Annotated in this window: 28 protein-coding genes and 1 pseudogene; 21 read left to right on the top strand and 8 right to left on the bottom strand. The window is 70.0% G+C overall.

The annotated features are described in order from the left end of the window. Nucleotides 1–180: 180 nt before the first annotated feature. The 11 genes and pseudogenes from rpsP to HH310_RS15230 all read left to right on the top strand — a co-directional run. Complete coding sequence (rpsP, locus tag HH310_RS15280; RefSeq protein ID WP_169176203.1) at nt 181–684, top strand: 30S ribosomal protein S16; 504 nt, start codon at nt 181–183, stop codon at nt 682–684. Beyond that, nucleotides 662–919, top strand: coding sequence for an RNA-binding protein (locus HH310_RS15275; protein ID WP_014447131.1), 258 nt, complete (start codon nt 662–664; stop codon nt 917–919). The genes rpsP and HH310_RS15275 overlap by 23 nt, the downstream gene beginning before the upstream one ends. A gap of 41 nt (nt 920–960) precedes the next feature. After that, on the top strand, nt 961–1,521 hold the full coding sequence (gene rimM, locus HH310_RS15270) for a ribosome maturation factor RimM (protein WP_211192180.1): 561 nt from the start codon (nt 961–963) through the stop codon (nt 1,519–1,521). A gap of 3 nt (nt 1,522–1,524) precedes the next feature. Beyond that, nucleotides 1,525–2,283 carry a tRNA (guanosine(37)-N1)-methyltransferase TrmD gene (trmD, locus tag HH310_RS15265; protein WP_169176201.1) on the top strand — a complete coding sequence of 253 codons (759 nt, stop codon included), beginning with the start codon at nt 1,525–1,527 and terminating at the stop codon, nt 2,281–2,283. Between the two features lie 126 nt (nt 2,284–2,409). Continuing rightward, nucleotides 2,410–2,766, top strand: coding sequence for a 50S ribosomal protein L19 (rplS, locus tag HH310_RS15260; RefSeq protein ID WP_169176200.1), 357 nt, complete (start codon nt 2,410–2,412; stop codon nt 2,764–2,766). A gap of 134 nt (nt 2,767–2,900) precedes the next feature. Further along, nucleotides 2,901–3,770, top strand: coding sequence for a signal peptidase I (gene lepB, locus HH310_RS15255; protein WP_169176199.1), 870 nt, complete (start codon nt 2,901–2,903; stop codon nt 3,768–3,770). Further along, on the top strand, nt 3,767–4,417 hold the full coding sequence (gene lepB, locus HH310_RS15250; RefSeq protein ID WP_169176198.1) for a signal peptidase I: 651 nt from the start codon (nt 3,767–3,769) through the stop codon (nt 4,415–4,417). Before lepB (HH310_RS15255) ends, lepB (HH310_RS15250) begins: the two co-directional genes overlap by 4 nt. A gap of 48 nt (nt 4,418–4,465) precedes the next feature. Then, entirely contained in the window at nt 4,466–4,909 is a 444-nt protein-coding gene (locus tag HH310_RS15245; RefSeq protein ID WP_169176197.1) for an NUDIX hydrolase, read from the top strand. Beyond that, nucleotides 4,909–5,766 (top strand): ribonuclease HII, encoded by an 858-nt coding sequence (locus HH310_RS15240; RefSeq protein WP_169176196.1) that lies wholly within the window; start codon nt 4,909–4,911, stop codon nt 5,764–5,766. The genes HH310_RS15245 and HH310_RS15240 overlap by 1 nt, the downstream gene beginning before the upstream one ends. Further along, nucleotides 5,763–6,086, top strand: coding sequence for a DUF2469 domain-containing protein (locus tag HH310_RS15235; protein WP_014447123.1), 324 nt, complete (start codon nt 5,763–5,765; stop codon nt 6,084–6,086). Before HH310_RS15240 ends, HH310_RS15235 begins: the two co-directional genes overlap by 4 nt. Before the next feature lie 112 nt (nt 6,087–6,198). Continuing rightward, a pseudogene (locus HH310_RS15230) lies at nt 6,199–6,621 on the top strand (murein hydrolase activator EnvC family protein); the annotation flags it as partial. Here HH310_RS15230 and HH310_RS15225 read toward each other — a convergent pair. The 4 genes from HH310_RS15225 to HH310_RS15210 form a co-directional block, all read right to left on the bottom strand. Then, nucleotides 6,608–7,798 (bottom strand): aminotransferase class V-fold PLP-dependent enzyme, encoded by a 1,191-nt coding sequence (locus tag HH310_RS15225; protein ID WP_169176195.1) that lies wholly within the window; start codon nt 7,796–7,798, stop codon nt 6,608–6,610. The pseudogene HH310_RS15230 and the gene HH310_RS15225 overlap by 14 nt on opposite strands. 255 nt (nt 7,799–8,053) lie before the next feature. Beyond that, nucleotides 8,054–8,962, bottom strand: coding sequence for a tyrosine recombinase XerC (locus HH310_RS15220; RefSeq protein ID WP_169176335.1), 909 nt, complete (start codon nt 8,960–8,962; stop codon nt 8,054–8,056). A gap of 301 nt (nt 8,963–9,263) precedes the next feature. Continuing rightward, the gene (locus HH310_RS15215) at nt 9,264–9,668 is read right to left on the bottom strand and encodes a winged helix-turn-helix domain-containing protein (RefSeq protein ID WP_169176194.1); all 405 of its coding nucleotides are present in this window, start codon (nt 9,666–9,668) and stop codon (nt 9,264–9,266) included. A gap of 380 nt (nt 9,669–10,048) precedes the next feature. Next, nucleotides 10,049–10,246, bottom strand: a complete 198-nt coding sequence (locus HH310_RS15210) for a hypothetical protein (RefSeq protein ID WP_169176193.1) — start codon at nt 10,244–10,246, stop codon at nt 10,049–10,051. Nucleotides 10,247–10,738: 492 nt separating this feature from the next. Here HH310_RS15210 and HH310_RS44830 point away from each other — a divergent pair, with 492 nt between their 5' ends. Both HH310_RS44830 and HH310_RS15205 read left to right on the top strand, forming a co-directional pair. Beyond that, the gene (locus HH310_RS44830; RefSeq protein WP_282438473.1) at nt 10,739–10,864 is read left to right on the top strand and encodes a hypothetical protein; all 126 of its coding nucleotides are present in this window, start codon (nt 10,739–10,741) and stop codon (nt 10,862–10,864) included. 533 nt (nt 10,865–11,397) lie between these two features. Then, on the top strand, nt 11,398–11,583 hold the full coding sequence (locus tag HH310_RS15205) for an AlpA family phage regulatory protein (protein WP_169176334.1): 186 nt from the start codon (nt 11,398–11,400) through the stop codon (nt 11,581–11,583). A gap of 20 nt (nt 11,584–11,603) precedes the next feature. Here the strand turns inward: HH310_RS15205 and dprA are convergent, their stop codons facing one another. The 3 genes from dprA to HH310_RS15190 are packed head-to-tail and all read right to left on the bottom strand — an operon-like array spanning nt 11,604 to nt 14,793. Beyond that, nucleotides 11,604–12,866 carry a DNA-processing protein DprA gene (gene dprA / locus HH310_RS15200; protein ID WP_169176333.1) on the bottom strand — a complete coding sequence of 421 codons (1,263 nt, stop codon included), beginning with the start codon at nt 12,864–12,866 and terminating at the stop codon, nt 11,604–11,606. Nucleotides 12,867–12,876: 10 nt separating this feature from the next. Continuing rightward, nucleotides 12,877–14,421 (bottom strand): YifB family Mg chelatase-like AAA ATPase, encoded by a 1,545-nt coding sequence (locus HH310_RS15195; protein WP_169176192.1) that lies wholly within the window; start codon nt 14,419–14,421, stop codon nt 12,877–12,879. Nucleotides 14,422–14,433: 12 nt separating this feature from the next. After that, on the bottom strand, nt 14,434–14,793 hold the full coding sequence (locus tag HH310_RS15190; protein WP_169176191.1) for a YraN family protein: 360 nt from the start codon (nt 14,791–14,793) through the stop codon (nt 14,434–14,436). Between the two features lie 146 nt (nt 14,794–14,939). On the opposite strand from HH310_RS15190, the gene HH310_RS15185 reads away from it, so the two are divergent. From HH310_RS15185 to HH310_RS15150, 8 genes are all read left to right on the top strand, one after another. Continuing rightward, the gene (locus HH310_RS15185) at nt 14,940–15,650 is read left to right on the top strand and encodes a hypothetical protein (RefSeq protein WP_169176190.1); all 711 of its coding nucleotides are present in this window, start codon (nt 14,940–14,942) and stop codon (nt 15,648–15,650) included. 259 nt (nt 15,651–15,909) lie between these two features. Then, on the top strand, nt 15,910–16,803 hold the full coding sequence (gene rpsB, locus HH310_RS15180; RefSeq protein ID WP_169176189.1) for a 30S ribosomal protein S2: 894 nt from the start codon (nt 15,910–15,912) through the stop codon (nt 16,801–16,803). Between the two features lie 67 nt (nt 16,804–16,870). Continuing rightward, the gene (gene tsf / locus HH310_RS15175) at nt 16,871–17,701 is read left to right on the top strand and encodes a translation elongation factor Ts (protein ID WP_169176188.1); all 831 of its coding nucleotides are present in this window, start codon (nt 16,871–16,873) and stop codon (nt 17,699–17,701) included. Nucleotides 17,702–17,802: 101 nt separating this feature from the next. Continuing rightward, nucleotides 17,803–18,564, top strand: a complete 762-nt coding sequence (pyrH, locus tag HH310_RS15170; protein ID WP_169176187.1) for a UMP kinase — start codon at nt 17,803–17,805, stop codon at nt 18,562–18,564. Between the two features lie 59 nt (nt 18,565–18,623). Further along, complete coding sequence (gene frr / locus HH310_RS15165; protein ID WP_169176186.1) at nt 18,624–19,181, top strand: ribosome recycling factor; 558 nt, start codon at nt 18,624–18,626, stop codon at nt 19,179–19,181. Beyond that, nucleotides 19,181–20,224 carry a phosphatidate cytidylyltransferase gene (locus HH310_RS15160; RefSeq protein WP_169176185.1) on the top strand — a complete coding sequence of 348 codons (1,044 nt, stop codon included), beginning with the start codon at nt 19,181–19,183 and terminating at the stop codon, nt 20,222–20,224. The genes frr and HH310_RS15160 overlap by 1 nt, the downstream gene beginning before the upstream one ends. Before the next feature lie 37 nt (nt 20,225–20,261). After that, a complete protein-coding gene (rlmN, locus tag HH310_RS15155) occupies nt 20,262–21,416 on the top strand; it encodes a 23S rRNA (adenine(2503)-C(2))-methyltransferase RlmN (RefSeq protein ID WP_169176184.1) in 1,155 nt (384 codons plus the stop codon). A 37-nt stretch (nt 21,417–21,453) separates the two neighbouring features. Beyond that, a complete protein-coding gene (locus tag HH310_RS15150) occupies nt 21,454–22,647 on the top strand; it encodes a DivIVA domain-containing protein (protein WP_169176183.1) in 1,194 nt (397 codons plus the stop codon). A 53-nt stretch (nt 22,648–22,700) separates the two neighbouring features. Here HH310_RS15150 and HH310_RS15145 read toward each other — a convergent pair whose 3' ends face one another. Beyond that, nucleotides 22,701–22,937, bottom strand: a complete 237-nt coding sequence (locus HH310_RS15145; RefSeq protein ID WP_169176182.1) for a DUF2631 domain-containing protein — start codon at nt 22,935–22,937, stop codon at nt 22,701–22,703. Nucleotides 22,938–22,941: the final 4 nt, after the last annotated feature.

Raw genomic sequence — 22,941 nt, 5'->3', positions numbered from 1 at the left:
TTTGCGGAAACCGGGGCCGATTGGGAATCAACCCCAGCTCTCTGGCAGAATGTACCGGTGCACGCGTGAGGCGCCCTCTAACTCTGAGCGCGTTGCCAGTCCAGAGACATCGATCGGTCCCATGCCCCACGTGGGTGCCGACGGCTCAAACTCACGCAGTCATCGGGAGCGAAGAGAACCGTGGCCGTTAAGATCCGGCTCCTGCGGATGGGCAAGATCCGCAACCCGCAGTACCGCATCGTCGTCGCCGACTCGCGGACCAAGCGCGACGGCCGTGCCATCGAGTATGTCGGCATTTACCAGCCGAAGCAGAACCCCTCGCTGATCGAGGTCAAGTCCGAGCGGGTGCAGTACTGGCTGTCGGTCGGCGCGCAGCCGAGCGAGGCCGTGCAGCGCATCCTGGAGAAGACCGGCGACTGGCAGCAGTTCAAGGGCCTTCCGGCGCCGCCGCCGCTGCTCGTGGCCGAGGCGAAGGTCAGCCGCACCGAGGTGTACGAGGCCGAGTCGAAGGCCGCCGCCGGTGTCGCGGACGCCAAGACCGACGCCAAGCCGGCCAAGAAGGCGGCGAAGGCTGCCGAGCCGAAGGCCGCCGAGCCGAAGCCCGCGCAGGCGGACGAGCCGAACCGCGAGGCTGTCGCGGAGACCGCAGAGGACCCGGCCGGTGCCGGCGCCGACGCGAGCTGACGGGGCGCTCCGGCCGGCGCTGGAGCACCTCGTCAAGGGCATCGTCGACAACCCGGACGACGTCCGGGTCCGGCTGGTCGACTCGCGTCGCGGCAAGCGGCTCGAGGTTCGCGTGCACCCCGAGGACCTGGGAACGGTCATCGGGCGCGGCGGGCGTACGGCCAAGGCCCTTCGTCAGGTCATCGGGTCGATCGGTGGGCGCGGCATCCGCGTCGACATCGTCGACGCGTACTGAGCTGGTCAAACGGCTTCGCCGTACTGCAAGGGGTTTGAGTGCTGCTCGTCGTAGGTCAGATCGGTAAGCCGCACGGCATCCGGGGCGAGGTCTCGGTGACCGTGCGGACCGACGAGCCCGAAGAGCGTTTCACCGCCGGTTCGGTGTTCATCACGGAGGTCCCGCGGGACCGCCGGGTGAGCACCGGGCCGGCGGCCGCCTCGGGCGTGCGGTTCGAGATCCCGAAGCGGCTCGTTCTGGAGCAGATCCGCTGGCATCAGGGCCGCGGCATCGCGGTCTTCGAGAACATCTACGACCGGAACCTGGCCGAGGAGTTGCGCGGCGTGTTCCTGCAGGTCGACAGCGACGATCTCAAGGCGCCGGAGGATCCGGAGGAGTTCCGCGACCACGAGCTGATCGGCCTGCGCGTCGAGTCGGTGGACGGCGTGGAGCTGGGCTCGGTGGCGCGCATCGACCATGCGGCCGCATCCGACCTGCTGGTGCTGGACAAAACGGGCGGTGGCGTCGCGTTCATCCCGTTCGTGAGCCAGCTGGTCCCGACCGTGGACGTGGCCGGCGGCAAGATCATCGTGGACCTGCCCGAAGGTCTGCTGGATCTGTAGCCGATGCGCGTCGACATCATCTCGATCTTCCCGGAGTACTTCACGCCGCTGGACCTGTCGCTGATCGGCAAGGCGCGGACGTCCGGCCTGCTCGACCTCTCCGTGCACGATCTGCGGACCTGGACCAGCGATGTGCACCGCACGGTCGACGACACCCCGTACGGCGGCGGCCCCGGCATGGTGATGCGCCCCGAGCCGTGGTCGCAGGCGCTGGACGCGGTCGGGCCGGGCACGCTGATCATCCCGTCGCCGGTGGGCCGGCCGTTCCGGCAGGCGGACGCGCACGAGTTCGCGGATCTGGACCATCTGATCTTCGCGTGCGGCCGCTACGAGGGCATCGACCAGCGGGTGATCGACGACGCCGCGGACCGGATGCCGGTGCACGAGGTCTCGCTCGGTGACTACGTGCTGTTCGGTGGCGAGGTCGCGGTCATCGTGATCATGGAGGCGATCGTCCGGCTGCTCCCGGGCGTACTGGGAAACGCTGATTCGCTGACCGAGGAGTCGCACGCGGCCGGGCTGCTGGAGGCGCCGGTCTACACCAAGCCGGCGACGTGGCACGACCGCGAGGTGCCCGAGGTGCTGCGGTCCGGCGATCATGGGCGGATCGCGCGCTGGCGCCGGGAACAGAGCCTTTTGCGTACGGCGTCCCGAAGGCCGGACATGTTCGCTGCTTACCCTGTGGATAAATTGGACAAAAGGGACAAGGCTGCGCTGGAGGGGGCTGGATTTCAGATCACGCCACCTCCTGTGGCAGAGTAGTGAGGTTGCCGTTTTCTGCCCGCGCCGCGGACGGAAACGAGGACCCCGTCGAGGTGTGGCGAGGTCAGCAGTACCCCATCCGCGCATCGAACTCCCGGTGCGCTTGAGTACGACGAGGATGCAGCGATGAACACGCTGGACGCTCTCGACGCCCAGTCGCAGCGCACCGACCTTCCGGACTTCCGGGCCGGCGACACCCTCAAGGTGCACGCCCGGGTCGTCGAAGGAAACCGTTCCCGCGTCCAGGTCTTCCAGGGCGTCGTGATCGCTCGACAGGGTGCCGGTCTGCGCGAGACCTTCAAGATCCGCAAGATCAGCTTCGGCGTCGGTGTCGAGCGGACGTACCCGCTCAACAGCCCGGCGATCGACCGGATCGAGATCGTGAGCCGCGGTGACGTGCGCCGCGCCAAGCTGTACTACCTCCGCGAGCTCCGTGGCAAGAAGGCCAAGATCAAGGAGCTGCGGGAGAAGCAGACCGTCTGACCTACTCTGGCTACAGTGCCGGAGGGCCGGAACGTGAACCCTTCTAGTGCTACCGCCCGTATTCCGGGCGGTAGTGCTGTATCCGGGGCTGGTCTCAGACCGGTCGGCGGCGGGAGATGCGAAGCGTGGAACCGATGCAGGGGTACCAACCGTCCGAGCGGCGGCGCCGGTCGATGCTCCGGCGCCGGGAGATGCCGCTCTGGCAGGAGCTCCCGCTGCTGCTGGTGGTCGCGTTCTGCCTGGCGGTGCTGATCCGTACCTTCCTGGTGCAGGCGTTCTACATCCCCAGCGGCTCGATGGAGAACACGCTGCTGGTCAAGGACCGGGTGCTGGTCAACAAGGTTGTCTACGACCTGCGGGATCCGGAGCGCGGCGAGATCGTGGTCTTCCGCGGCACCGACAATTGGGCGCCCGAGGTCACCGAGCCGGTGAGCAACTCGTTCGCGTCGAAGCTGGGCCGCACGGTCGGCGATCTGGTGGGCGTCAGCCGTCCGGGTGAACGCGATTTCATCAAGCGGGTGATCGGCCTGCCCGGTGACAAGGTGGCGTGCTGCGACAGCCAGGGCCGGGTCACCGTCAACGGCGTGGGCATCGACGAGTCGTACATCGCCGAGGGTTTCAACTCCGACATCAACCAGCCGCCGAACCCGAACCAGTGCACAAGCAGGCGTTTCACCCAGGTGACCATCCCACCGGGTGAGATGTTTGTCATGGGTGACCACCGCGCGGTCTCGCAGGACGCGCGATGTCAGGGCCCGGTCCCGATCAAGAACGTGATCGGCCGGGCATTCGTGGTTGTCTGGCCGAGCAATCGATTTACCAGCCTTTCCGTGCCGGACGCGTGGAAAGCGTATGACGCGCAGCACACCACGGCCGAGGGCCTGCCCGTGCAGCGCCAGGATCCGGGGACCGGATCACTGCTGCTGCCGTTCCTGTTTAGTGCGGGTCTATCCGCGCGTTCCGGACTGCTCTTCGTGACCCGGCGTCGTAGGCTCCGTTCGTGATTGACGAGCAGCAGACCCAGAAGCGCTCCAGCAATTTCTGGCGTGAACTCCCGATCCTTCTGGGTGTGGCGATCCTGGTCGCCGTCCTCGTGCGCGCCTTCGTGCTGCAGACGTTCTACATCCCGTCGCCGTCCATGGAGCACACGCTCAACGTGCTGGACCGGGTCTTAGTCAACAAGCTCGTCTACGACTTCCGGGACCCCCGACGCGGCGAGATCATCGTCTTCAAGGCGCCCGAGGACTGGCAGTCCGGCGCCGAGGGCGAGGACTTCATCAAGCGGATCATCGGGGTGCCCGGCGATCACATCACGTACACCAAGGGCGACGACCACATCAAGATCAACGGCATCGACCTGATCGAGCCGTACGTGTACAAGGACCCCGACGGTGTGCAGGACCCGCCGGCCGACGCCACGTTCGACGTGACCGTGCCCAAGAACCGGCTCTGGGTGATGGGCGACCATCGCAGTGCCTCGGGCGACTCCCTGGAGCATTACAACGACACCCAGGATGTGCAGGAGGCGACGATCACCGAGAAATCGATCGTCGGTCGCGCCTTCACGGTGTTCTGGCCGGTCAGTCGTGCTACCTGGCTCACCGTCCCGAACGGCTTCGACAAGATCCCGAACGCACCCGGGCAGAAGTGACCCGCCCTCGGTCGTAAGATCCACCTCGCGCGCAATAGGCTTGAGCGCGTGACCGTCATCGACCGCCGCGCCGGGCGCGTGCTTTGCGTCGACCAGGCCGGCCGCGCGCTCCTCCTGCACGGTGGCGACCCGGCCCGTCCCGGCCAGCGGTGGTGGTTCACCCCCGGGGGCGGCCTGCGCGGCTCCGAGTCCTCCGCCGAGGGTGCCGCGCGCGAGCTTCGGGAAGAGACCGGGCTGCACGTCGCCGCGACCGAGCTGGGCCCGCCGGTCTGGCGCGAGACGGCCGAGTTCTCGTACAACGGCGCCGACTACCGGCAAGATCAAGAGTTTTTCCTACTCCGGGTGGCCGAGTGGCGTGTCGACACGGCCGGCATGGAGGCCGACGAGCAGCAGACCATCACCGAGCACCGATGGTGGTCGCCCGAGGAGATCGCGGCGAGCACCGAGCGGATCTACCCGGTTGCCCTGGCCGACCTGTTGCGGGGGCTCTGATGCTGGCACCTCCTCGCACCGTCGTGCGCCGCGAGGGCGGCCTGTACGCCCTGGAGCGCGCTCTGCAGCGCCGCGGCTTCCGGAACGTGGCCGGGGCGGATGAGGCCGGGCGTGGCGCCTGTGCCGGACCGCTGGTGGCGGCCGCCGCGATCCTGCCCGAGGGCAAGCGTGGCGAGATCGACGAGCTGGCCGACTCCAAGCTGCTGACCCCGGCGGCCCGCGAGCGCGTCTACGAGCAGGTGGTGGCCCGCGCCCTCGCCTGGTCCGTCATGATCATCCCGGCCACCGAGGTCGACGCCCGCGGCCTGCACGTCAGCAACCTCGCCGCGATGCGCCGGGCGCTGGCGTCGCTGTCCACCTCTCCCGAGTACGTGCTGACCGACGGTTTCCCGGTCGACGGCCTGGGGGTGCCCGGCCTGGCCGTGTGGAAGGGCGATCGAGTGGCGGCGTGCGTGGCCGCGGCGAGCGTGTTGGCGAAGGTCACCCGGGATCGCATCATGGTGGAGTTGGACGAGAAGTTCCCCGGGTACGGGTTCGCGGTGCACAAGGGGTATGTGACGGACGAGCACAGCGCGGCGCTGGCCAGCAAGGGGCCGTGCGCCGAGCACCGCTTTTCGTACGTCAACGTGGCAGCGGTGTCCGGGCGGGGTAACCGGCCGCCGCGGGCGCGGAGGCCGGCGGTGATCCCGGCGCCGGCGTTGTTCGGTTCGGAGGGCGTGCTGTTTGATGCATCCTCGGCCGAGCCGACGATGCCACACGGCGTGGCTGAGGGTACCGTCGGCGTGGCGTCGGGCGACCAGCCTCAGCCGTCGCCGTCGGTGGGGGAAGATGAGGCCATGGAGGGCGAGAAGCGATGAGCGCAGAGGATCTCGAGAAGTACGAGACCGAGATGGAGCTGCAGCTCTACCGGGAGTACCGCGACATCGTCCGCCAGTTCTCCTACGTGGTGGAGACGGAGCGCCGGTTCTACTTGGCCAACCAGGTCGACCTGCACGTGCGCAACTCGGACGGCGAGGTCTACTTCGAGGTCGAGATGCACGACGCCTGGGTCTGGGACATGTACCGCCCGGCCCGGTTCGTGAAGAATGTCCGGGTCATGACGTTCAAGGACGTCAACGTGGAGGAACTGGAAAAGCCAGACATCTCCCTGCCGGATGACGCGGGCTTCGGCGGCTAGGCGCCGGTTATCCACAGTGAGCGGTAATCCACAGGCCGTCACGCATCCGAACTGAGTCTCCGGCAATCTGGCGGGCATGTTCCTCGCCCTGCTGCTCTTGCTCGTGTTCTTGCCCGCTCCGGTCCCTTTTGGGTGGCCGGTGGATTCGCACCGCGTCACGAGGCGTTTCGAGCCGCCGCCGGCGCCCTGGCTGGCCGGCCATCGCGGGGTCGATCTCGCCGCCCCGCCGTCGGCCCCGGTCCGTGCCGCCGGTCCCGGGGTGGTGGTGTTCGCGGGCCGGGTCGCCGGTCGCGGCGTGGTCAGCGTGGCGCACGCCGGTGGCCTTCGCACGACCTACGAGCCGCTCTCGCCGTCCGTCGCCGCCGGTGACCGGGTGACCAGCGGCGCGGAGATCGGCCGGCTCGTGGCCGGTCACCCCGGCTGTCCCGGCGCCGCCTGCCTGCATTGGGGTCTGCGCCGCGACGGCCTCTACCTGGACCCGCTGGCGCTGCTCGGCCTGGGCCGGGTCCGGTTGCTCCCGCTCAACGCTCCGCCAGCAGCTCGGGGAGGCGCTGGGCCAGCCTTTCGTACTCGTCCGCCCGGTTGTAGACCTGGGCGCTCAGCCGGAGCAGGCCGCGCCCGCCCCAGGCGTTCACGGCGACCTCGGTCCCCAGTTTCTCGGCGATCCGCTGCCGGAGGGCGTAGGCCTCGGGTTGGGTCGCCGCGACTCCCGGCGGAAGTGGCACGACCCGCATCGCGGCATCGGCCGAGCCCGGTTCCGGCAGCTGGGCATCTTTGGGCAGCTCGACGTCGAGGGCCGCCGCGACGACCCGCTGCCCGTAGGCGGCAAGGGCCGCGTTGTGCGCCCGCACCGCCTCCCAGCCGAGCGTGCGCAGCGTGAACAGCCCGGTGGGTGCGGCCAGCCACGGCGTGTAGTCCAGCGTGCCCTGGTGTTCGACCGACCGGGGGAACCCTTGATCCTGACTCCACCCGACCGCCAGCGGCTCGATCCGCGACCGCCACGCCGCGCCGACCGCCAGCAGCGCCGTGCCGCGCGGCGCGAACGCCCACTTGTGCAGGGTCCCCGCCCAGAAATCGGCGTCGATCGCGGTCACGTCGACCGGCAGCATGCCCGGCACGTGCGCGGCATCCACCAGCACCGGGATGCCGCGTTCGTGCGCGGCCGCGACCATCTCCCGCACCGGAAAGACCTTGGCCGTCACCGACGCCAGCTGGTCCACGACCAACAGCTTGGTCCGCCCGGGTCGCAGCGCCGCCACGACGAGCGCGACGACCTCGGCGTCACCGGCGTCCGCGGGCAGCGCGACGGTCCGGACGCTCGCCCCCGCCCGCTCGCTGCGATGGCGCACGGCGATCTCCACCGCGCCGTAGACGTGATCGGTCACCAGGACCTCGTCACCGGCCCCCAGCGGCACCGAATTGAGGGCGATCGACACCGCCGCCGTGATGTTGGGAACGAGCGCGCTGCCGTCCGGATCCGCCCCAAGAAAGCCGGCCAGGAAGCGTCGCGTGTGGATCACCCGCTCGGCCATCTCCTGGCCGTAGAACCGCCTCGGGTTCGCCTCGACCTCGTCCCGCAGCCGCTGCTGGGCCCGCTGCACCCCGATCGGCACGACGCCGACCGTGCCGTGGTTGAGGTAGGCGACGCCCGGATCAAGCGAGAACAGCAGCCGCGCACCTGGTAGCGGGGTTGGCGGTTCGAGGGCGCTCACATATCGATCGTACGGGGGCGTGGTGGGGTTGGCCGCTTTGTCCTGTGCCGGGGCCGTCTTCTGCTGAGTCGGTGGCGTTGTTTGTGTCACGGCGGTCTTCTGCTGGGTCGGCCGCGTTGATTTGTCGCGGCGCCTTCTTCCGCGTCGGCCGTTTTGTCTTGGGTCGCGGCCGCCTCAGCGGGTCGCCCGGCGGGAACTCGGCCAGGCCCTGAGCCGCGGCCGGTTCGCCCAGCTCATCCCCACCGGCCTCGCTTCTCAGGCGCGGGGGTGGGCCTGCTTGAACGCCGCCCGCAGGCGCTCGGTGGAGACGTGGGTGTAGATCTGCGTGCTCGACAGCGACGCGTGCCCGAGCAGGTCCTGGACCGCGCGTAGGTCGGCGCCCCCGTCCAGCAGGTGCGTCGCCGCCGAGTGCCGCAGATCGTGCGGGCTGGTGTGCGGCAGCCCGGCGGCGCGCGCGGCGGCGTCGACGATCCGGCGCACCACGGTCTGCTGCAGCCGGCCACCCTTGACCCCGAGGAAGAGCGCGTCCCGGCTGGCGTCGTTGGCGAGCGCGTGCCGCCCGTGCCGGAGCCAGTCGTCGAGCGCCCGCTGCGCCGGCACCCCGTAGGGAACGGCCCGCTCCTTGGCCCCTTTGCCGAACACCCGCACGACCCGGCGAGCCTCGTCGACATCGGCGCGGTCGAGCCCACAGAGCTCACTGACCCGTACGCCGGTGGCATAAAGCATCTCCAGGACCGCCCGATCGCGGAGTCCCTCGGGATCGCGCCGCTCGTCGTGTTCCATGAGTTCGCCGGCCTGGTCGGCGCGCAGCACGGTAGGCAGGTCACGGTGCGCGCGCGGACTCGCCAGCTGCGCCCCCGCGTCGGCCGCCGCGAGACCGCCGCGAAACGCCCAGGCGGTGAAGGTCCGCGCGGCCGCCGCCCGCCGTGCCTGCGACGTGCGGGCCGCACCTTGGCGCATCCGCGCGGCCAGCCACCCGCGCAGCACGCCGATGTCCAGGTCCTGCGGCGACGCGCAACCGGCAGCCGCGGCGAAGTCCAGCATCGAGATCACATCGCCGAGGTACGCCCGCACGGTGTGCTCCGACCGGTTGGCCACTTGAGCAAGGTGATGCCCGAACTCGTCCGCCGCTTCCCGCATGGCCGGCGGCAGCCGCTCGTGCATCTCCCGCGTCTCCACAGCTCCCGACGGTCACCCCAGCGGCCCGCCGGGTCAAGCCCCCGCGCCGTCGTGTGACGCGCGGTATCGAAAGCGCGGCTGTGGTTGTTGCGCAGCGACCGGGGATGGGCGGGTGATCGCCGAGTTACGCCCAGCGGAGCAGACCGCCTTCGACGCGCTGGCCGCGACCTTCCCGGCGACCTATGTGGGGCGTCCAGTTGCGGCGCTTCCTGGTTGCGGCGGCGCCGCGGGCGGCCTGGGGAGCGTTTGCTGGTTCCAGGGGTCGACGTCGGCTTTGCTTGCCCGTTTACGGGCGGGTGAGCTGCACTCGGTCGGCTGGGTGGACCGTCTCGGTGCCGTCCGGGGCGGTGACCACCAGGACGGGGACGCCCTCGCCCAGCCGGTACTTCCGCCGCTCGGCGTCGGTGGGCATGCGGGCGCTCGCGCGCTCGCCGCGGGCCAGGGCCACGAGCTCGGTTGGTTCCGGGATGCGGACGAACGTCCCTCGTGGTCGGTCCACGGTGACCAGTCCCTCGGTGCGGAGCTGGCCGATCGCCTGGCGAACCGTGGTGCGGCTGATCCCGTACTCCTGCGCGAGCCGCAACTCGCTGGGCAGCGGCTCACCGGGGCCCAGCTCCCCGGACTCGATCTGGTTGCGGAGCAGGTCGGCCAACTGGCGGAAAACCGCACGGTCCGCGGAAGGATCGATCATGTCCGACACTTTACGTGGCCACGATGCTCCATCGTATTGTACGTACGAAGCCATATCGGTATGATACTTCTGCCGCACTGAGAAGGCCGAGCTTGATCGGGCGGCTGATCGGGCGGCGGTGAAACCGCCTGCGGCAGAACCGCCGCCCGTTCCGCTGCTACCCCCTAATTTACGGGCGGTAGCAAGGCCGACACGACTGTCAACTGTGGAACGAGACGTCGTTCCGAGCGAGTCCGTCGGCTCCGGCTTTGGAGTCGCATCAGCGGGTATGGCGCAGAGCCACAGTGCCCGGGTTGAGCATCATGCATGACGCCGATGCCGCGTTCATCATCACGCTCGTCGCCATGCTAGGCCGGTGTTGGTCGTCATGCCGGGCGGTTTCACGCGGCAGCTCTGTGCTGCCGGGATGGTGACACTTCCGGTGCCGGCTTGACGGGCTGTGACCAGTCTATGAAGCGCCCGTGCAGATCGGCGGGCAGTGGCAGCTCGTTGATGGACAGGTCGTCGACCGCATCCTTCAGCTGCCCGGCCAGGTAGAGGCCGAGCACCGCCGGGAACTCGCGAAACTCCTCGAGCAAGTTCTGTCTCGCTTGAGGGCACGGCCACGCACGGCCGCAGACTCGGCAGCCCCAATCGGGCCGTCGCGGCACATGCTCGGGCCGTGCGCCACGGTCAAGTCCGTCCTGCGCGTCGCCTCGTTCCGCCGAGGTGGTCATCGGTCCCCCCAAGTCGCCGGCGGGCTTCGGGCGGAATCCCGACCGTCACCAGCGGGCCAGGTTGATGTGGTGATACGCCATGGCCGGTCGTCCGCCGGACCATGCCGCGGGCTCGCGCCCAGGCCCGGGGCCTCCGGGGTCGGGTGGATCCCCGATCCCGGAGGCCCCGGACCCGAAGCGGGTTACCCGGCCGGCTCGATCGTGACCAGCAGCTCGCTGGGAACGACCGCCCCTGTTAGCCGACCGGGTGTCCATGCCGCTGCCCGAGGGGGCAAGCGGAGTACTCAGGCCGCCGCGGGGAGAGCGCCCGCCGCGTCGGTCGTGTTCTGGCTTGTGCGCTGTGAGTTCCAGCTGATGGTCGACGGCGTCGCGGTGGCCGTCGGCGGTGCGGTGGTCGGTGGCTTCCGGGTGGTGGTCGACGGCGCCTGGGAGGCCGGTGGGTGGGCTGTCACCCCGGGGCTGCCCAGGCGCCGCCGGTGACCGGTCCCTCTCGCCGCGCCGGGCGACGGCGGGTGCCCGGCGACGATCTCTCCGGTCGCCCGATTGCCCCGTCACGGCACCTGACGTGGCGTTCGGGTGACTCTCGAGGTCGCGGTCGGGAAGGGGGACCCCGCCCGGCTGCTCGGAAACGCCGGGCGGGTGTGGCGGCGAAACGGCGTCCGGTGACTGTGCTCTGGACCCGCCGGACGCCTCACTCCACGGGGGAATGGGATCTTCTCCTGGTTCTGCCCTCCTTTCTGTTCGGAGGCCGCGAGGGGGTGGGAACGGTGGTATCGGGGGAAGGATCAGACTGTCCACGCACGGCGCCGGCAGGCCGCAGGCACACCGGCGCCAAAGCGTTCGCCACGTGCGGCGATGCCTCGGCGCCAGGGGGACCGGTGGGGTAGTCCGGCGACGCCTAGTCATGAAGGGAGTATAGATGGCAAAGGACTAGCTGTCTCCTAACAACTTGGTAATTGACTAATAGTCTCACGCCTACGGTCGATCATGTGGCAGTGAAACCGATACGGCTCATGGGCGCGCATGAGATCCGCATCCGCTTGGGTGGGGTCAGCCGGCAGCGTGCGTACCAGATCACCAGCCGTGCAGACTTCCCGAAGCCGGTTGCCGACCTGGCGCAGGGCAAGGTGTGGCTGACCGACGACGTCGAGGCGTGGATGAAGGTCCATCGCCGGGATCTGGACGACTCCGAGGACTGACGCGGGGCAACACGAGGCGGTCATCCGGCCGCCTCGCGTCCCGACGGGGGCGGCGCGACGTCCGAGACGGACGATGCGGCGGCCCTACTCGGCGTGCCGTCGTCCGGCCCGGCCTGCTCCAGCGGCGCTCGGCGGGGCAGCGCGATGCCGTCCGCACGGCGCACCACCAAACCGGCGAGCTCCAAGAGCGACAGCCGGCGCAGCACCGTGCGCAGCGGCAGCCCGGCCTTGGCGGCCAGCTCCTCCGCTGACGCGTGCCCGCGACGCGGAACGGCCTCCAGCACCAGGCTCGACTCCTCGTCGAGCGAGTCGCGCCGGTGTTCCGGTCCCCGGGCCGCTTCGGCGTGGTATTCGCCCATCCGCCCGACCGCCTCGAGCACCTGCTTCGCGCCGGTGACGAGGATGGCGTCCGGGTGTGTCCGGAGTAGTTCGTGGCAGCCGACCGACATCGCCGACGTCACCGGGCCCGGCACGACCATCGCCACCCGCCGCAGCGCGAACACCCGGCTCATCGTCTGGGTCGCCCCGCTGCGGGCCGCCGCCTCGGTGACCACCGTGCCCAGCGTGGCGGCCGCGATCACGCGGTTGCGCACCAGGAAGCGATGCCGCAACGGTTCCGCGCCGGGTGGCCACTCGCTGATCAGCAGTCCGGTCTCGGCGATCTGCTCGAACAGCGCCGAATTCCCGGCGGGGTACGGCCGATCGACCCCGCACGCCAGCACCGCTACCGTGCGCCCACCCGCGGCCAGTGCCGCCCGATGCGCCGTGGCGTCGATGCCGAACGCACCGCCGGAGACGACCGTCCAGCCCTTCTCGGCGAGACCGAACCCCACTTCCGAGGTCACCTGCATCCCGTACGGCGTGGCAGCCCGCGCGCCCACCACGGCGACCGATCGCTCCAGCGCTTCACGGAGCGGCCACCGACCTCGCACCCAGACGCACAACGGCGGCCGCACGTCGTGGTTGACGCGGCCCTCCGTGTCCAGTTCGAGCGTCGCCAGCTCGTCGACACGGCCGGGCCACTCGTCGTCGGACGGCACCACGATCCGGGCGCCGAGCCGTTTCGCCCGGCGCAGCGTCGCCTCGGCGAGCCGCTGCGGATCCACCAGCCGCGCGCCGGCGAACCCGCCCAGCCGGGCCAGCACCGCGGCGCGCAGCGAATCGTTCCCGACGTCGCCCCGCAACAGACGGCTCAGCGTCCGGGGTGCTCCTTCCTCGCGCACCATCTCCCACACCGCCCGGTTGCCCGGCTCCGCGAGCCAGGTGAGCGCCACCCGCGCCATCCGGTCGGCGTCACTGCCGGCCGGACCAGTCGGACTTTCCACTGCCTTCTCCCATCCGGAGTTGAATCGCTTCGTCGATTTCCGCCCGAGCCGGTCGGTCCCGGCCGTCGAGGTCGCTGATCGTCCAGGCCAGCCGGAGCACCCGATCGAACCCGCGAGCGGAGAGAAATCCCCGGTCGAGTGCCTGCCGCAGACCCGCCGTGTCCCGCGCCGGCAACCGCCACGGCGTGCGCCGCAGCTGCGGGCCGGGCACCTCCGCGTTGACCCGCCACGCATCCGCCGACCAGCGCGACGCCGCGGCCGCCCGGGCCCGTGCCACCCGCGCCGCCAGCACGGCGGACGACGGCGCGGGTCCCGTCGCGATCATCAGTTGCGCGGCGTTCAGCGGCTGCAACGTCAGGCGGATGTCAATGCGGTCGAGCAGCGGACCGGACAGCCTCGCGAGATACCGCCGCCGGGCCGACGGCGCACACGTGCAGTGCTGATCACCGGCCGGCGACGCACAGGGACACGGGTTCGCGGCGAGGACCAGCTGGACGCGGGCCGGGTACTCGGTCGTGCCCCGGGCGCGGGCCAGCACCACCCGTCCGGTCTCCAAGGGCTGCCGCAGCCCTTGGAGCGTGCCGGTCGACATTTCGGCGACCTCGTCCAGGAACAGGACGCCGCGGTGGGCCAGCGACAGCGCGCCCGGGCGCGCCATGCCACTGCCGCCACCGACGATGGCGGCGGCACTCGCGGTGTGGTGTGGCGCCTGGAACGGCGGCCGGCGGATCAGCCTGCCGTCGGTCAGCAGACCGGCTATCGAATGCAGGGCCGTGACCTCGAGAGCCTCTTCGTCGTCCAGCTCGGGCAGGATCGACGGCAGCCGCTCGGCCAGCATCGTCTTGCCCGCCCCGGGCGATCCGAACATGGCCAGGTGGTGCCCGCCGGCCGCGGCGACCTCCAGCCCGTACCGGCCCATCTCCTGGCCGGCCACGTCGGCCATGTCGGGACCGGCGAGCGGCGGTTCCTCCTGCGGTGCCGGCGGATCGAGCAGCGGACCACCACCGCGCGCGAAGGACGCGAGCCGGCCCAGCGTGTCGACGGCCCACACGGTCACGCCCGGCACGACGGTCGCCTCGCGGGCGTTCCCAAGCGGCACGATCACCCGGGTCACGCCTTCGCGCACCGCGGCGGCCACCATCGGGAGCACGCCCCGGACCGGCCGGACGGCGCCGTCGAGGCCGAGCTCACCGAGCACCGCCACACCGTCGAGCGGTGCCGCGGGCAACCCACCGGCGCCGGCGAGTAAAGCGGCGGCGATGGCGAGATCGAACGAGCTGCCGTGTTTCGGCAGTGCCGCGGGCAGCAGGTTGACCGTGATGCGACGGTTCGGCCACTGCTCGCCGGAGTTGACCACGGCGGCGCGCACGCGATCACGGGCCTCGTGCAGCGCCGTGTCGGGCAGGCCGGTCAGTACCACCGCCGGCAGGCCGGGGGACAGGTCGGCCTCCACCACGACGACGTGACCGGACACGCCGACCAATCCGACGCAGAGGACGCGGGCGTAGCTCATCGCGGCACCGGCTCAGAACGCCGAGCGGATGTGTGTGACCCGGGTGGCCCCGCGGGGCTGCGGAAACACCTCCACCACGTCGAAGCGGACCTCGCGCGGCCGGACCGCCGACTCGGCGAGCCAGCGACCGGCGAGGTGGCGCAACTTGCGTACCTTGCGGTGGTCGACGGCCTCCGCCGGAGTGCCGAAGAGGCTGCCACGCCGGGTCTTCACCTCGCAGAACACGACGTCGTCGCCGTCCCGGAGGATGAGGTCCACCTCACCGTCGGAGCATCGCCAGTTCCGGTCGAGGATCACCAGCCCGAGCTCTTGGAGGTGGCGGGCGGCGACTCGTTCGCCGTACGCGCCGACCGCTTGTCTCTGCGTTGTCATGGCGCATGAGAATGGCCCGGATCGGGCCGCCGTGCGGCGGCGACTGTGGACACACAGCTACTGTGGATAATCGCTCTGTCACCACCGGGGTGTGTTACGGACCCGGCTGTGGCGCCGGGTTCGCCGGTCACCTACGGTGCGACATCGTGGAAGGACACCGATACGCGGACGACGCCGAGCCGAGCTGGTACAGCGGCAAGAGTCAGTACGACCCCGACGTGTCCGGGGCGCATGCCGCCGGCAATCCGTACGACTCGGGCATCCATGAGCGCCCGAGCGGCTCGTTCCGGCTACCTGAGCAGCGCCCGGCCGACCCGCTGCGCTCGGCTGACCCGATCGGCGGATACGCCGTGACCGACCCGCTGATCACCACGGGCGGCCACGCCCGCTCCCCGGAACCCCCGCCGGCGTACGACCGGAGCTCGGTCCGAGGCCCCGAATACCCGACGATCAAGCCAGGGGCGGAACGAGCGGAGATGCCGCCTCCTCCGCCGATGGCGGAGCCGACGAGCCTGATCCCCCCGGTCGGCCGCCAGTCCGATCCCCTCGGCCGCCAGCCCGAAACCGTCTACCACACCCGGCGCCCGGTTTCCTCCGTACTGGTAGCAATCGTCATGGTCGTCCTGATGATCCCGGTCGTGCGCCTGCTGCTCGATGCGACCTTCTCCGGCGACCCCACCTCCCGGGCGATCGTCCCCGCCGTCCTGCTCACCCTCGGCTTCACCCTGACCGGCATCGGGCTGTTCACCATCGCCCGGGGCGGCCCGCTCAGCCGGGAGTCCTGGCTGCGCCCACCCGTGGCGTACCTCCCGGCGGGTTTGCTCTTGTTGTTGGCGGCCGGCGTGGCGGTGGCGTAACACTCCAGGCGGGCACGGAGCATCCCGCGGCTTGGCGTATGCTGGTTACCGGCGACCGCCTCGTGCGGTCGACCTCGCGCGCCCTCTGCCCGATGTCCACGCCATGGTGACGACCTTAGGGCCGTCTCGACGGCCGGGCACGGCAGCGACGGCCTTCCCTGGTCTCGATCAATTCGGGTCCGACTGTGGCCGGCGACCGGGCGCCAGGGCGCCTGCCGCCGGCAGGCGTGACAACCAGGGACCATAGGGAGCACCCACCATGGCCGTCGTGACCATGCGCCAGCTGCTGGAAAGCGGTGTCCACTTCGGGCACCAGACCCGGCGCTGGAACCCGAAGATGAAGCGCTTCATCTTCACCGAGCGTAACGGCATCTACATCATCGACCTGCGCCAGACCCTCGACTACATCGAGAAGGCGTACAGCTTCGTGCGGGACACCGTCGCCGAGGGTGGTCACATCCTCTTCGTCGGCACCAAGAAGCAGGCGCAGGAGGCGATTGCCGAGCAGGCGACCCGCGTCGGCCAGCCGTACGTGAACCACCGCTGGCTGGGCGGCATGCTCACCAACTTCCAGACCGTTTACAAGCGGCTGCAGCGGATGAAGGAGCTCGAGGCCCTGGGTGACCTGAGCGGCACCGCCGCCGGGTACACCAAGAAGGAGACTCTGCAGCTCTCCCGCGAGAAGGAGAAGCTCACCAAGACCCTCGGCGGTCTGCGGGACATGAGCAAGGTGCCGTCGGCGATCTGGGTCGTCGACACCAAGAAGGAGCACATCGCTGTCGACGAGGCCCGCAAGCTGGGCATCCCGGTCATCGCCGTGCTCGACACCAACTGCGACCCGGACGAGGTCGACTTCCCGATCCCGGGCAACGACGACGCGATCCGCTCCGCCGAGCTGCTCACCAAGGTCGTCGCCAGCGCCGTCGCCGACGGCCTGATCGCCCGGTCCGGCCGCAACCGCGGGGACGCCGACGCGAAGCCCGAGGCGGGCACCGTGGCCGAGGGTGAGCCGCTGCCCGAGTGGGAGCGCGACCTCTACGAGGGCTCCGAGAAGCCGGCCGAGGACGCCGCGACCGTTCCGGCTGCCGCGCCCGCCGCTGCTGCTGCTGCCGAGCCCGCTGCCGCCGCGCCCGCCGCCGCACCGGCGGAGTAAGGCCGAAACCCTGAAAGGCCGAAAGGCCGAGTAAGTACGCCGAGCGAAACGACATCGAGAGAGAGTCATGGCTAACTACACCGCCGCGGACGTGAAGAAACTCCGCGATCTGACCGGTGCCGGCATGATGGACTGTAAGAAGGCGCTCGACGAGGCCGACGGCGACTTCGACAAGGCCGTCGAGTTCCTTCGCATCAAGGGCGCCAAGGACGTCACGAAGCGGGCCGGCCGCACCGCCGCCAACGGCATCGTGAGCCACTACGGCAACGCGCTGCTCGAGCTCAACTGCGAGACCGACTTCGTCGCCAAGACCCCCGACTTCGTCGAGCTGGGTCAGCGGCTGGTCGAGTTCGGCGCGCAGAACAAGCTGGCCGACGCCGCCGCGCTGAGCGCCGCCACGCTGCCGGACGGCAAGTCGGTCGCCGACACCATCCAGGAGTACTCCGCGAAGATCGGCGAGAAGATCGTCGTGAACCGCTTCGTGGTCCTCGACGGCAACGTCGCGGTCTACCTGCACCGCAAGGCGCAGGACCTGCCGCCGCAGGTCGGCGTCATGGTCGAGTACACCGGCAAGACCGACGAGGCGGCCGAGGACGACGCGCGCGGCGTGGGCATGCAGATCGCCGCCATGCGCCCGCGGTACCTCACCCGGGACGAGGTGCCGGCCGAGGTCGTCGAGTCCGAGCGGCACATCGCCGAGGAGACCGCCAAGGAGGAGGGCAAGCCGGAGAAGGCTCTGCCCAAGATCATCGAGGGCCGGGTGAACTCCTTCTTCAAGGACTTCGTCCTCCTCGAGCAGGCGTCGGTCGTCGACAACAAGAAGACGGTCAAGCAGATCGCGGACGAGGCCGGGCTGCAGATCACCCGCTTTGTCCGGTTCGAGGTCGGCCAGGAGTAAGGCTGCACCTCGTACGAGGCACGGGAGGTCGGGAACGCGATTCTGCGCCCGGCCTCCCAGTCACATAAGGTCTCTGCTGAGCGAAGGGGAAGGCGGGTCTCATGACGATGGTGACCGAGCAGGCCGTACCGGTTGAGAATCCGACTCCGCCACCCGTGCGGCCTCGGCGAGTCGTGCTGAAACTTTCCGGCGAGGTGTTCGGCGGCGGCGCGGTCGGTGTCGACCCCGACGTCGTGCAGGACATCGCCCGGCAGATCGCCACCGTCATCCGCCGCGGCATCCAGGTCGCGGTCGTGGTCGGTGGCGGCAACTTCTTCCGCGGCGCCGAGCTGCAGAAGCGCGGCATGGACCGCAACCGCGCCGACTACATGGGCATGCTCGGCACGGTGATGAACTGCCTCGCCCTTCAGGACTTCCTGGAGAAGGAGGGCATCGAGACGCGTGTGCAGACCGCGATCACGATGGCCCAGGTCGCCGAGCCGTACATTCCGTTGCGTGCCATCCGGCACCTCGAGAAGGGCCGCGCCGTGATCTTCGGCGCCGGCGCCGGCATGCCGTACTTCTCCACCGACACCGTCACCGCCCAGCGCGCGCTGGAGATCCACGCGGACATCGTGCTGATGAGCAAGAACGGCGTCGACGGCGTCTACACCGCCGATCCGCGGGTCGACCCCACCGCGGAGAAGCTCGAGACGATCACCTTCCAGGAGCTTCTCCAGCGTGGCCTGCGGGTTGCCGACCAGGCCGCGTTCAGCCTCTGTGAGGACAACAACCTGCCGATGCTGGTCTTCGGCGCCGAGGGCGACGACACGATCATCCGTGCCGTCAGCGGCGACAAGATCGGCACGTTGATCACCGCCTGAGCCGCCCCGAACTGAACCGTCCCCGCACCACCGAACCAGCAAGGAGGCGAGAAGAGCAGGTGATCGACGAGACCCTCTTCGAGGCCGAAGAGAAGATGGAGAGCGCGGTCGAACACGCCAAGGAGGAGTTCGCCGCGATCCGTACCGGGCGTGCCACCCCCGCGATGTTCTCCAAGATCCTGGTGGACTACTACGGTGCGCCGACGGCGGTGACCGACATGGCGTCGATCGGCATCCCCGAGCCGCGCATGGTCATCGTCAAGCCGTACGACAACTCGCAGCTCGGTCCGATCGAGCGGGCGATCCGTGACTCCGATCTCGGCGTCAACCCCAACAACGAGGGCACTCAGCTGCGGATCCACCTACCGCAGATGACCGAGGAGCGCCGTCGCGACATGATCAAGGTGGCACGCAGCAAGGCGGAGGAGGGCCGGGTGGCCATCCGGAACGTCCGCCGCAAGGCCAAGGAGCAGATCGACAAGCTCGTCAAGGACGGCGGAGCGGGCGAGGACGACGGCCGCCGCGGCGAGAAGGAGCTCGACGACGTGACCCACCGTTACGTCGCCGCTGTCGACGAGCTCGTCAAGCACAAGGAAGCCGAGTTGCTCGAGGTCTGATGTCCTACCTCGATCCGCGTGCCGGGCACTCCTCCGGCGACGACACGGGCGTGCCGGCGCCATATGCCTACGCCGACTTTCAGCCTCCGACGCCCAGCGAGCAATCGCAGGCCTGGCACGCGGACGAGAACGAATTGGACGAGAGCGACCAAAGCGACCCGAAGCGGAAGCGTGGCCCGGGTAAACGCCGCGCGAAAGGAAAGACCAAGAGCGGCAGCAGCCGCGCCGGCCGCAACCTGCCCGCCGCCATCGCGGTGGGTCTCAGCCTCGTGTTGCTGGTGCTCGCGTCGCTGGTGATCTGGCCGCCGGCCTTCCTCGGTGTGATCGTGCTCGCCGCCTGCGCCGGCGTCTGGGAGATGGTCCGGGCGCTGCGTGCCTCGGGGGCCGACGCGCCGCTGATCCCGTTGCTCGGCGGCGCCGTTCTGATGACCGGGCTGGTCCGCTACGGCGGCGAGGACTCGCTCATCCTCGGCCTGGTCGCGACGATCCTGGCCGCGATGATCTGGCGGATCAGTGACGGGGCCGCGGCGTTCCGGCGCGACATCACGGCCAGCGTCCTCACGTCGATCTACGTGCCGTTCCTGATCAGCTTCGCGGTCCTGCTCCAGGAACCCGATCCGGGCGATACCGGCCGTTGGCGCGTACTGTGCACGCTTTTCGCTGTTGTCCTTTCTGACACGGGCGGATACGCGACCGGCGTCTTCTTCGGCAAACACAAGATGGCCCCGTCGATCAGCCCCGGCAAGACCTGGGAGGGCTTCCTCGGCTCGATCGCCGCGGCGGCCCTCGGCAGCGCGCTCTTCCTCTACTTCCTGCTCGACATCCCGGCGTACTGGGGCCTGCTCTTCGGCGCGGTGATCTCGGTGGTTGCCGTGGTCGGCGACCTGGCCGAGTCGATGCTGAAGCGCGATCTGGGCATCAAGGACATGAGTAATCTGCTGCCCGGCCACGGCGGTGTGATGGACCGGCTCGACTCGATCCTGTTCGCCGTGCCGACGGCGTACATCCTGTTCGCCGTGATCTCGGCGAACGTGCCGTCGTGAGTGATCAACTAGCGCGGCGTGGGAGACTGGGTACGCCATGACGATTCTTCCGGTCATCCCGACCAGCCCCGACCAGCCCGACGCGGTCACCACCAAGCGCCGGCCCGCGATGCCGCCTCGCCACCTCGCCGACCTCGATCTCGCCGGCCGCAAGGCCGCGATCGCCGCGCTGGGTGAGCCCGCGTTCCGCGCCAAGCAGATCTCCACGCACTACTTCGGCCGCCTCGTCCGCGACGCCGAGGCGATGACGGACCTGCCCGCCGCGTCACGCGCCCGCCTCACCGACGACTTGCTTCCCACGCTGCTCTCGCCGGTCCGCGAGCTCGCCGCCGACGACGGCGCGACCCGGAAGACGCTGTGGCGGCTACACGACGGCACGCTTGTCGAGAGTGTCCTGATGGGCTACCCCGACCGGGTGACCGCGTGCATCTCCAGCCAGGCCGGATGCGGCATGGCCTGCCCGTTCTGCGCGACCGGCCAGCAGGGCCTCACCCGCAACCTGTCGATCGCCGAGATCGTCGACCAGGTGGTCTATCTGGCCGGCGTCGCCGCGTCGGGCGCCGTCACCGGTGCGCCGCCGCGGCTGTCCCGAGTGGTCTTCATGGGCATGGGCGAGCCGTTGGCCAACTACCCTCGCGTGATCGAGGCGGTCCGCCGGTTGACCGCCCCCGCACCGGAGGGACTCGGACTCTCGCAACGGCATATAACGGTCTCGACGGTGGGCCTGGTGCCCGCCATGCGACGGTTGACAGCTGAAGGACTGTCCGTGACCCTTGCGTTGTCCTTGCACGCCCCCGATGATGATCTGCGCGATGAGCTAGTGCCCGTCAACCAGCGTTGGAAGGTGGCCGAGGTGCTCGATGCCGCGTTCGACTACGCGGCGCAGACCGGGCGTCGGATCTCGATCGAGTACGCCCTCATCAGGGACGTGAACGACCAGCCCTGGCGTGCCGACCTCCTCGGCCGGCTCTTGCGCGGCAAGCTGGCGCACGTCAATCTCATCCCGCTGAACCCGACGCCGGGCAGCAAGTGGGATGCGAGCCCGAAACCGGTCGAGCGCGAGTTCGTCCGCCGGCTGCTCGAGGCCGGCGTGGCGACGACGGTCCGCGACACCCGCGGCCGGGAGATCGACGGTGCGTGCGGTCAGCTGGCGGCGGGCGAGATCAGCGGGCACGCGGAGGTGGCACAGTGACTGGGCTCAGGTCCCAGCGAGCGGAGTGGGAGACGTTGTGACGAGTCAGGGACAGCGTTTCCGTCGCCGTGCGCTCAGGCGCGGCTACAAGGTCGACGAGGTCGACGGCTTCCTCGACCGCGTCGAGGCCACCCTCGCGGGCGAGCAGACGGGACCCCCGGTCGGCGCGCAGGAAGTGCACGACGTCGTCTTCCGTGTCCGCTTCGGCGGCTACGACGAGTGGCAGGTCGACCTCCACCTGGACCGTGTCGAGCGGCAGCTGGCCGAGCTTGAGGACCGTGGCCGCGGCGCGCCCGTGCCGGACCCGATGCGCGACTCGCTGCGCGGCGGGCTCTCCACCGGCGCCATCAACAAGCCGCAGGGGCTGGGTGCCGCGATGGGCGCGGCCGGAGCGGGCCGGATGGCGCCGCCGACCGAGCGCCTGCCCGCGCCCCCGATGCAGCAGCCGCAGCGTCCGCAGATGCAGCCCGACCCGTACGGCCGCTACGACGAGCCGGCACAGTACGGCCAGCAGCAACCGCCCCCGCAGCAGCTTCCGCAGCGCCCGGCGCCGCAGGGCTACCCGCAGCAGGGCGGTTACGACCAGCCCCCGCAGCAGGGTGGCTACGACCAACCGCCGCAGTACGACCAGCGCGGCTTCGACCAGGGCTATGACCAGGGCGGCCCTGGCTTCGACGGCTTCGAGGCCGGCCGGCACGGCAAGACCGACATGACGGCCGAGATCCGCATGCCGCGCGACCCCGACCCGCGTGGCTACGGCGGCCCGCCGCCCAACGGTCCGCCGATGCAGCAGGGCCCGCCGATGCAGCAGGGTCCGCCCATGCAACAGGGCCCACCGATGCAGCAGGGTCCGCCCATGCAGCAGCAGGGCCCGCCGCCGATGCAGGCCCCGCCGATGCAGGCGCCGATGAGCGGCCCGCCCGGCGGCGGCTACGGTCCGCCGCAGCCACAGCTCCCGCCGCCGATGGGCGAGCCGGGGGGCGAGCTATATCGCGTCGACCAGCTACGCCGCACGTTCCAGCCGCGGCGGTTCGGCAGCGGGTACGACCCGATGCAGGTCGACCGGCTGTTCGAGGGCATCCTGCAGGCGATGACCGGTCGCGGTCCCATGCCGGTGCCGGAGAACGAGCTCGACATGCTGCAGTTCGGCCTGGTGCCGGGCGGCTACTTCGAGGCCGAGGTGGACGCCGCCCTGCGCGAGGTCAAGGACATCCTGCTCCGCCGCCGGTAAATCGACATACGCGAAAGGCCCGCCGAATCCGGCGGGCCTTTTGTAGTTTCCGATCACTGGTCGTTCGGCTTGAGACCGTTCCGCCGCAGGATGACATCCGCGATCACGGCGCCGACGAGGCCGACGGCGAACACGACCAGGAAGATGTTCTCCGTGTTGCCCTCGTGGTTGCCCCAGAAGAACATGAGCAGCACCGCCGCCGAGCCGAGGGCGCCCAGGCGCGCGGCCTTGCGGTTGCCCGGCTTGAGCTGGTCGGGAGAGTAAACGGGTTCTTCAGCTTCCGCAGACACGCCG

It is taken from the genome of Actinoplanes sp. TBRC 11911, assembly GCF_012933445.1.
GTDB lineage: Bacteria > Actinomycetota > Actinomycetes > Mycobacteriales > Micromonosporaceae > Actinoplanes.
This window is presented reverse-complemented; position numbering and strand designations above follow the sequence as displayed.

Excerpts from the sequence above, each read along its gene's own strand:
- tsf (WP_169176188.1), top strand. The coding sequence starts at position 16,871 with ATGGCTAACTACACCGCCGCGGACGTGAAGAAACTCCGCGATCTGACC.
- HH310_RS15220 (WP_169176335.1), bottom strand. The coding sequence starts at position 8,962 with ATGCACGAGCGGCTGCCGCCGGCCATGCGGGAAGCGGCGGACGAGTTC.
- trmD (WP_169176201.1), top strand. The coding sequence starts at position 1,525 with ATGCGCGTCGACATCATCTCGATCTTCCCGGAGTACTTCACGCCGCTG.
- HH310_RS15205 (WP_169176334.1), top strand. The coding sequence starts at position 11,398 with ATGGGCGCGCATGAGATCCGCATCCGCTTGGGTGGGGTCAGCCGGCAG.
- pyrH (WP_169176187.1), top strand. The coding sequence starts at position 17,803 with ATGACGATGGTGACCGAGCAGGCCGTACCGGTTGAGAATCCGACTCCG.
- rplS (WP_169176200.1), top strand. The coding sequence starts at position 2,410 with ATGAACACGCTGGACGCTCTCGACGCCCAGTCGCAGCGCACCGACCTT.
- dprA (WP_169176333.1), bottom strand. The coding sequence starts at position 12,866 with ATGGCGCGGGTGGCGCTCACCTGGCTCGCGGAGCCGGGCAACCGGGCG.
- rpsB (WP_169176189.1), top strand. The coding sequence starts at position 15,910 with ATGGCCGTCGTGACCATGCGCCAGCTGCTGGAAAGCGGTGTCCACTTC.
- HH310_RS15160 (WP_169176185.1), top strand. The coding sequence starts at position 19,181 with ATGTCCTACCTCGATCCGCGTGCCGGGCACTCCTCCGGCGACGACACG.
- HH310_RS15195 (WP_169176192.1), bottom strand. The coding sequence starts at position 14,421 with ATGAGCTACGCCCGCGTCCTCTGCGTCGGATTGGTCGGCGTGTCCGGT.
- HH310_RS15190 (WP_169176191.1), bottom strand. The coding sequence starts at position 14,793 with ATGACAACGCAGAGACAAGCGGTCGGCGCGTACGGCGAACGAGTCGCC.
- HH310_RS15235 (WP_014447123.1), top strand. The coding sequence starts at position 5,763 with ATGAGCGCAGAGGATCTCGAGAAGTACGAGACCGAGATGGAGCTGCAG.
- lepB (WP_169176199.1), top strand. The coding sequence starts at position 2,901 with ATGCAGGGGTACCAACCGTCCGAGCGGCGGCGCCGGTCGATGCTCCGG.
- rlmN (WP_169176184.1), top strand. The coding sequence starts at position 20,262 with ATGACGATTCTTCCGGTCATCCCGACCAGCCCCGACCAGCCCGACGCG.
- HH310_RS44830 (WP_282438473.1), top strand. The coding sequence starts at position 10,739 with ATGGTCGACGGCGTCGCGGTGGCCGTCGGCGGTGCGGTGGTCGGTGGC.
- HH310_RS15240 (WP_169176196.1), top strand. The coding sequence starts at position 4,909 with ATGCTGGCACCTCCTCGCACCGTCGTGCGCCGCGAGGGCGGCCTGTAC.
- HH310_RS15215 (WP_169176194.1), bottom strand. The coding sequence starts at position 9,668 with ATGATCGATCCTTCCGCGGACCGTGCGGTTTTCCGCCAGTTGGCCGAC.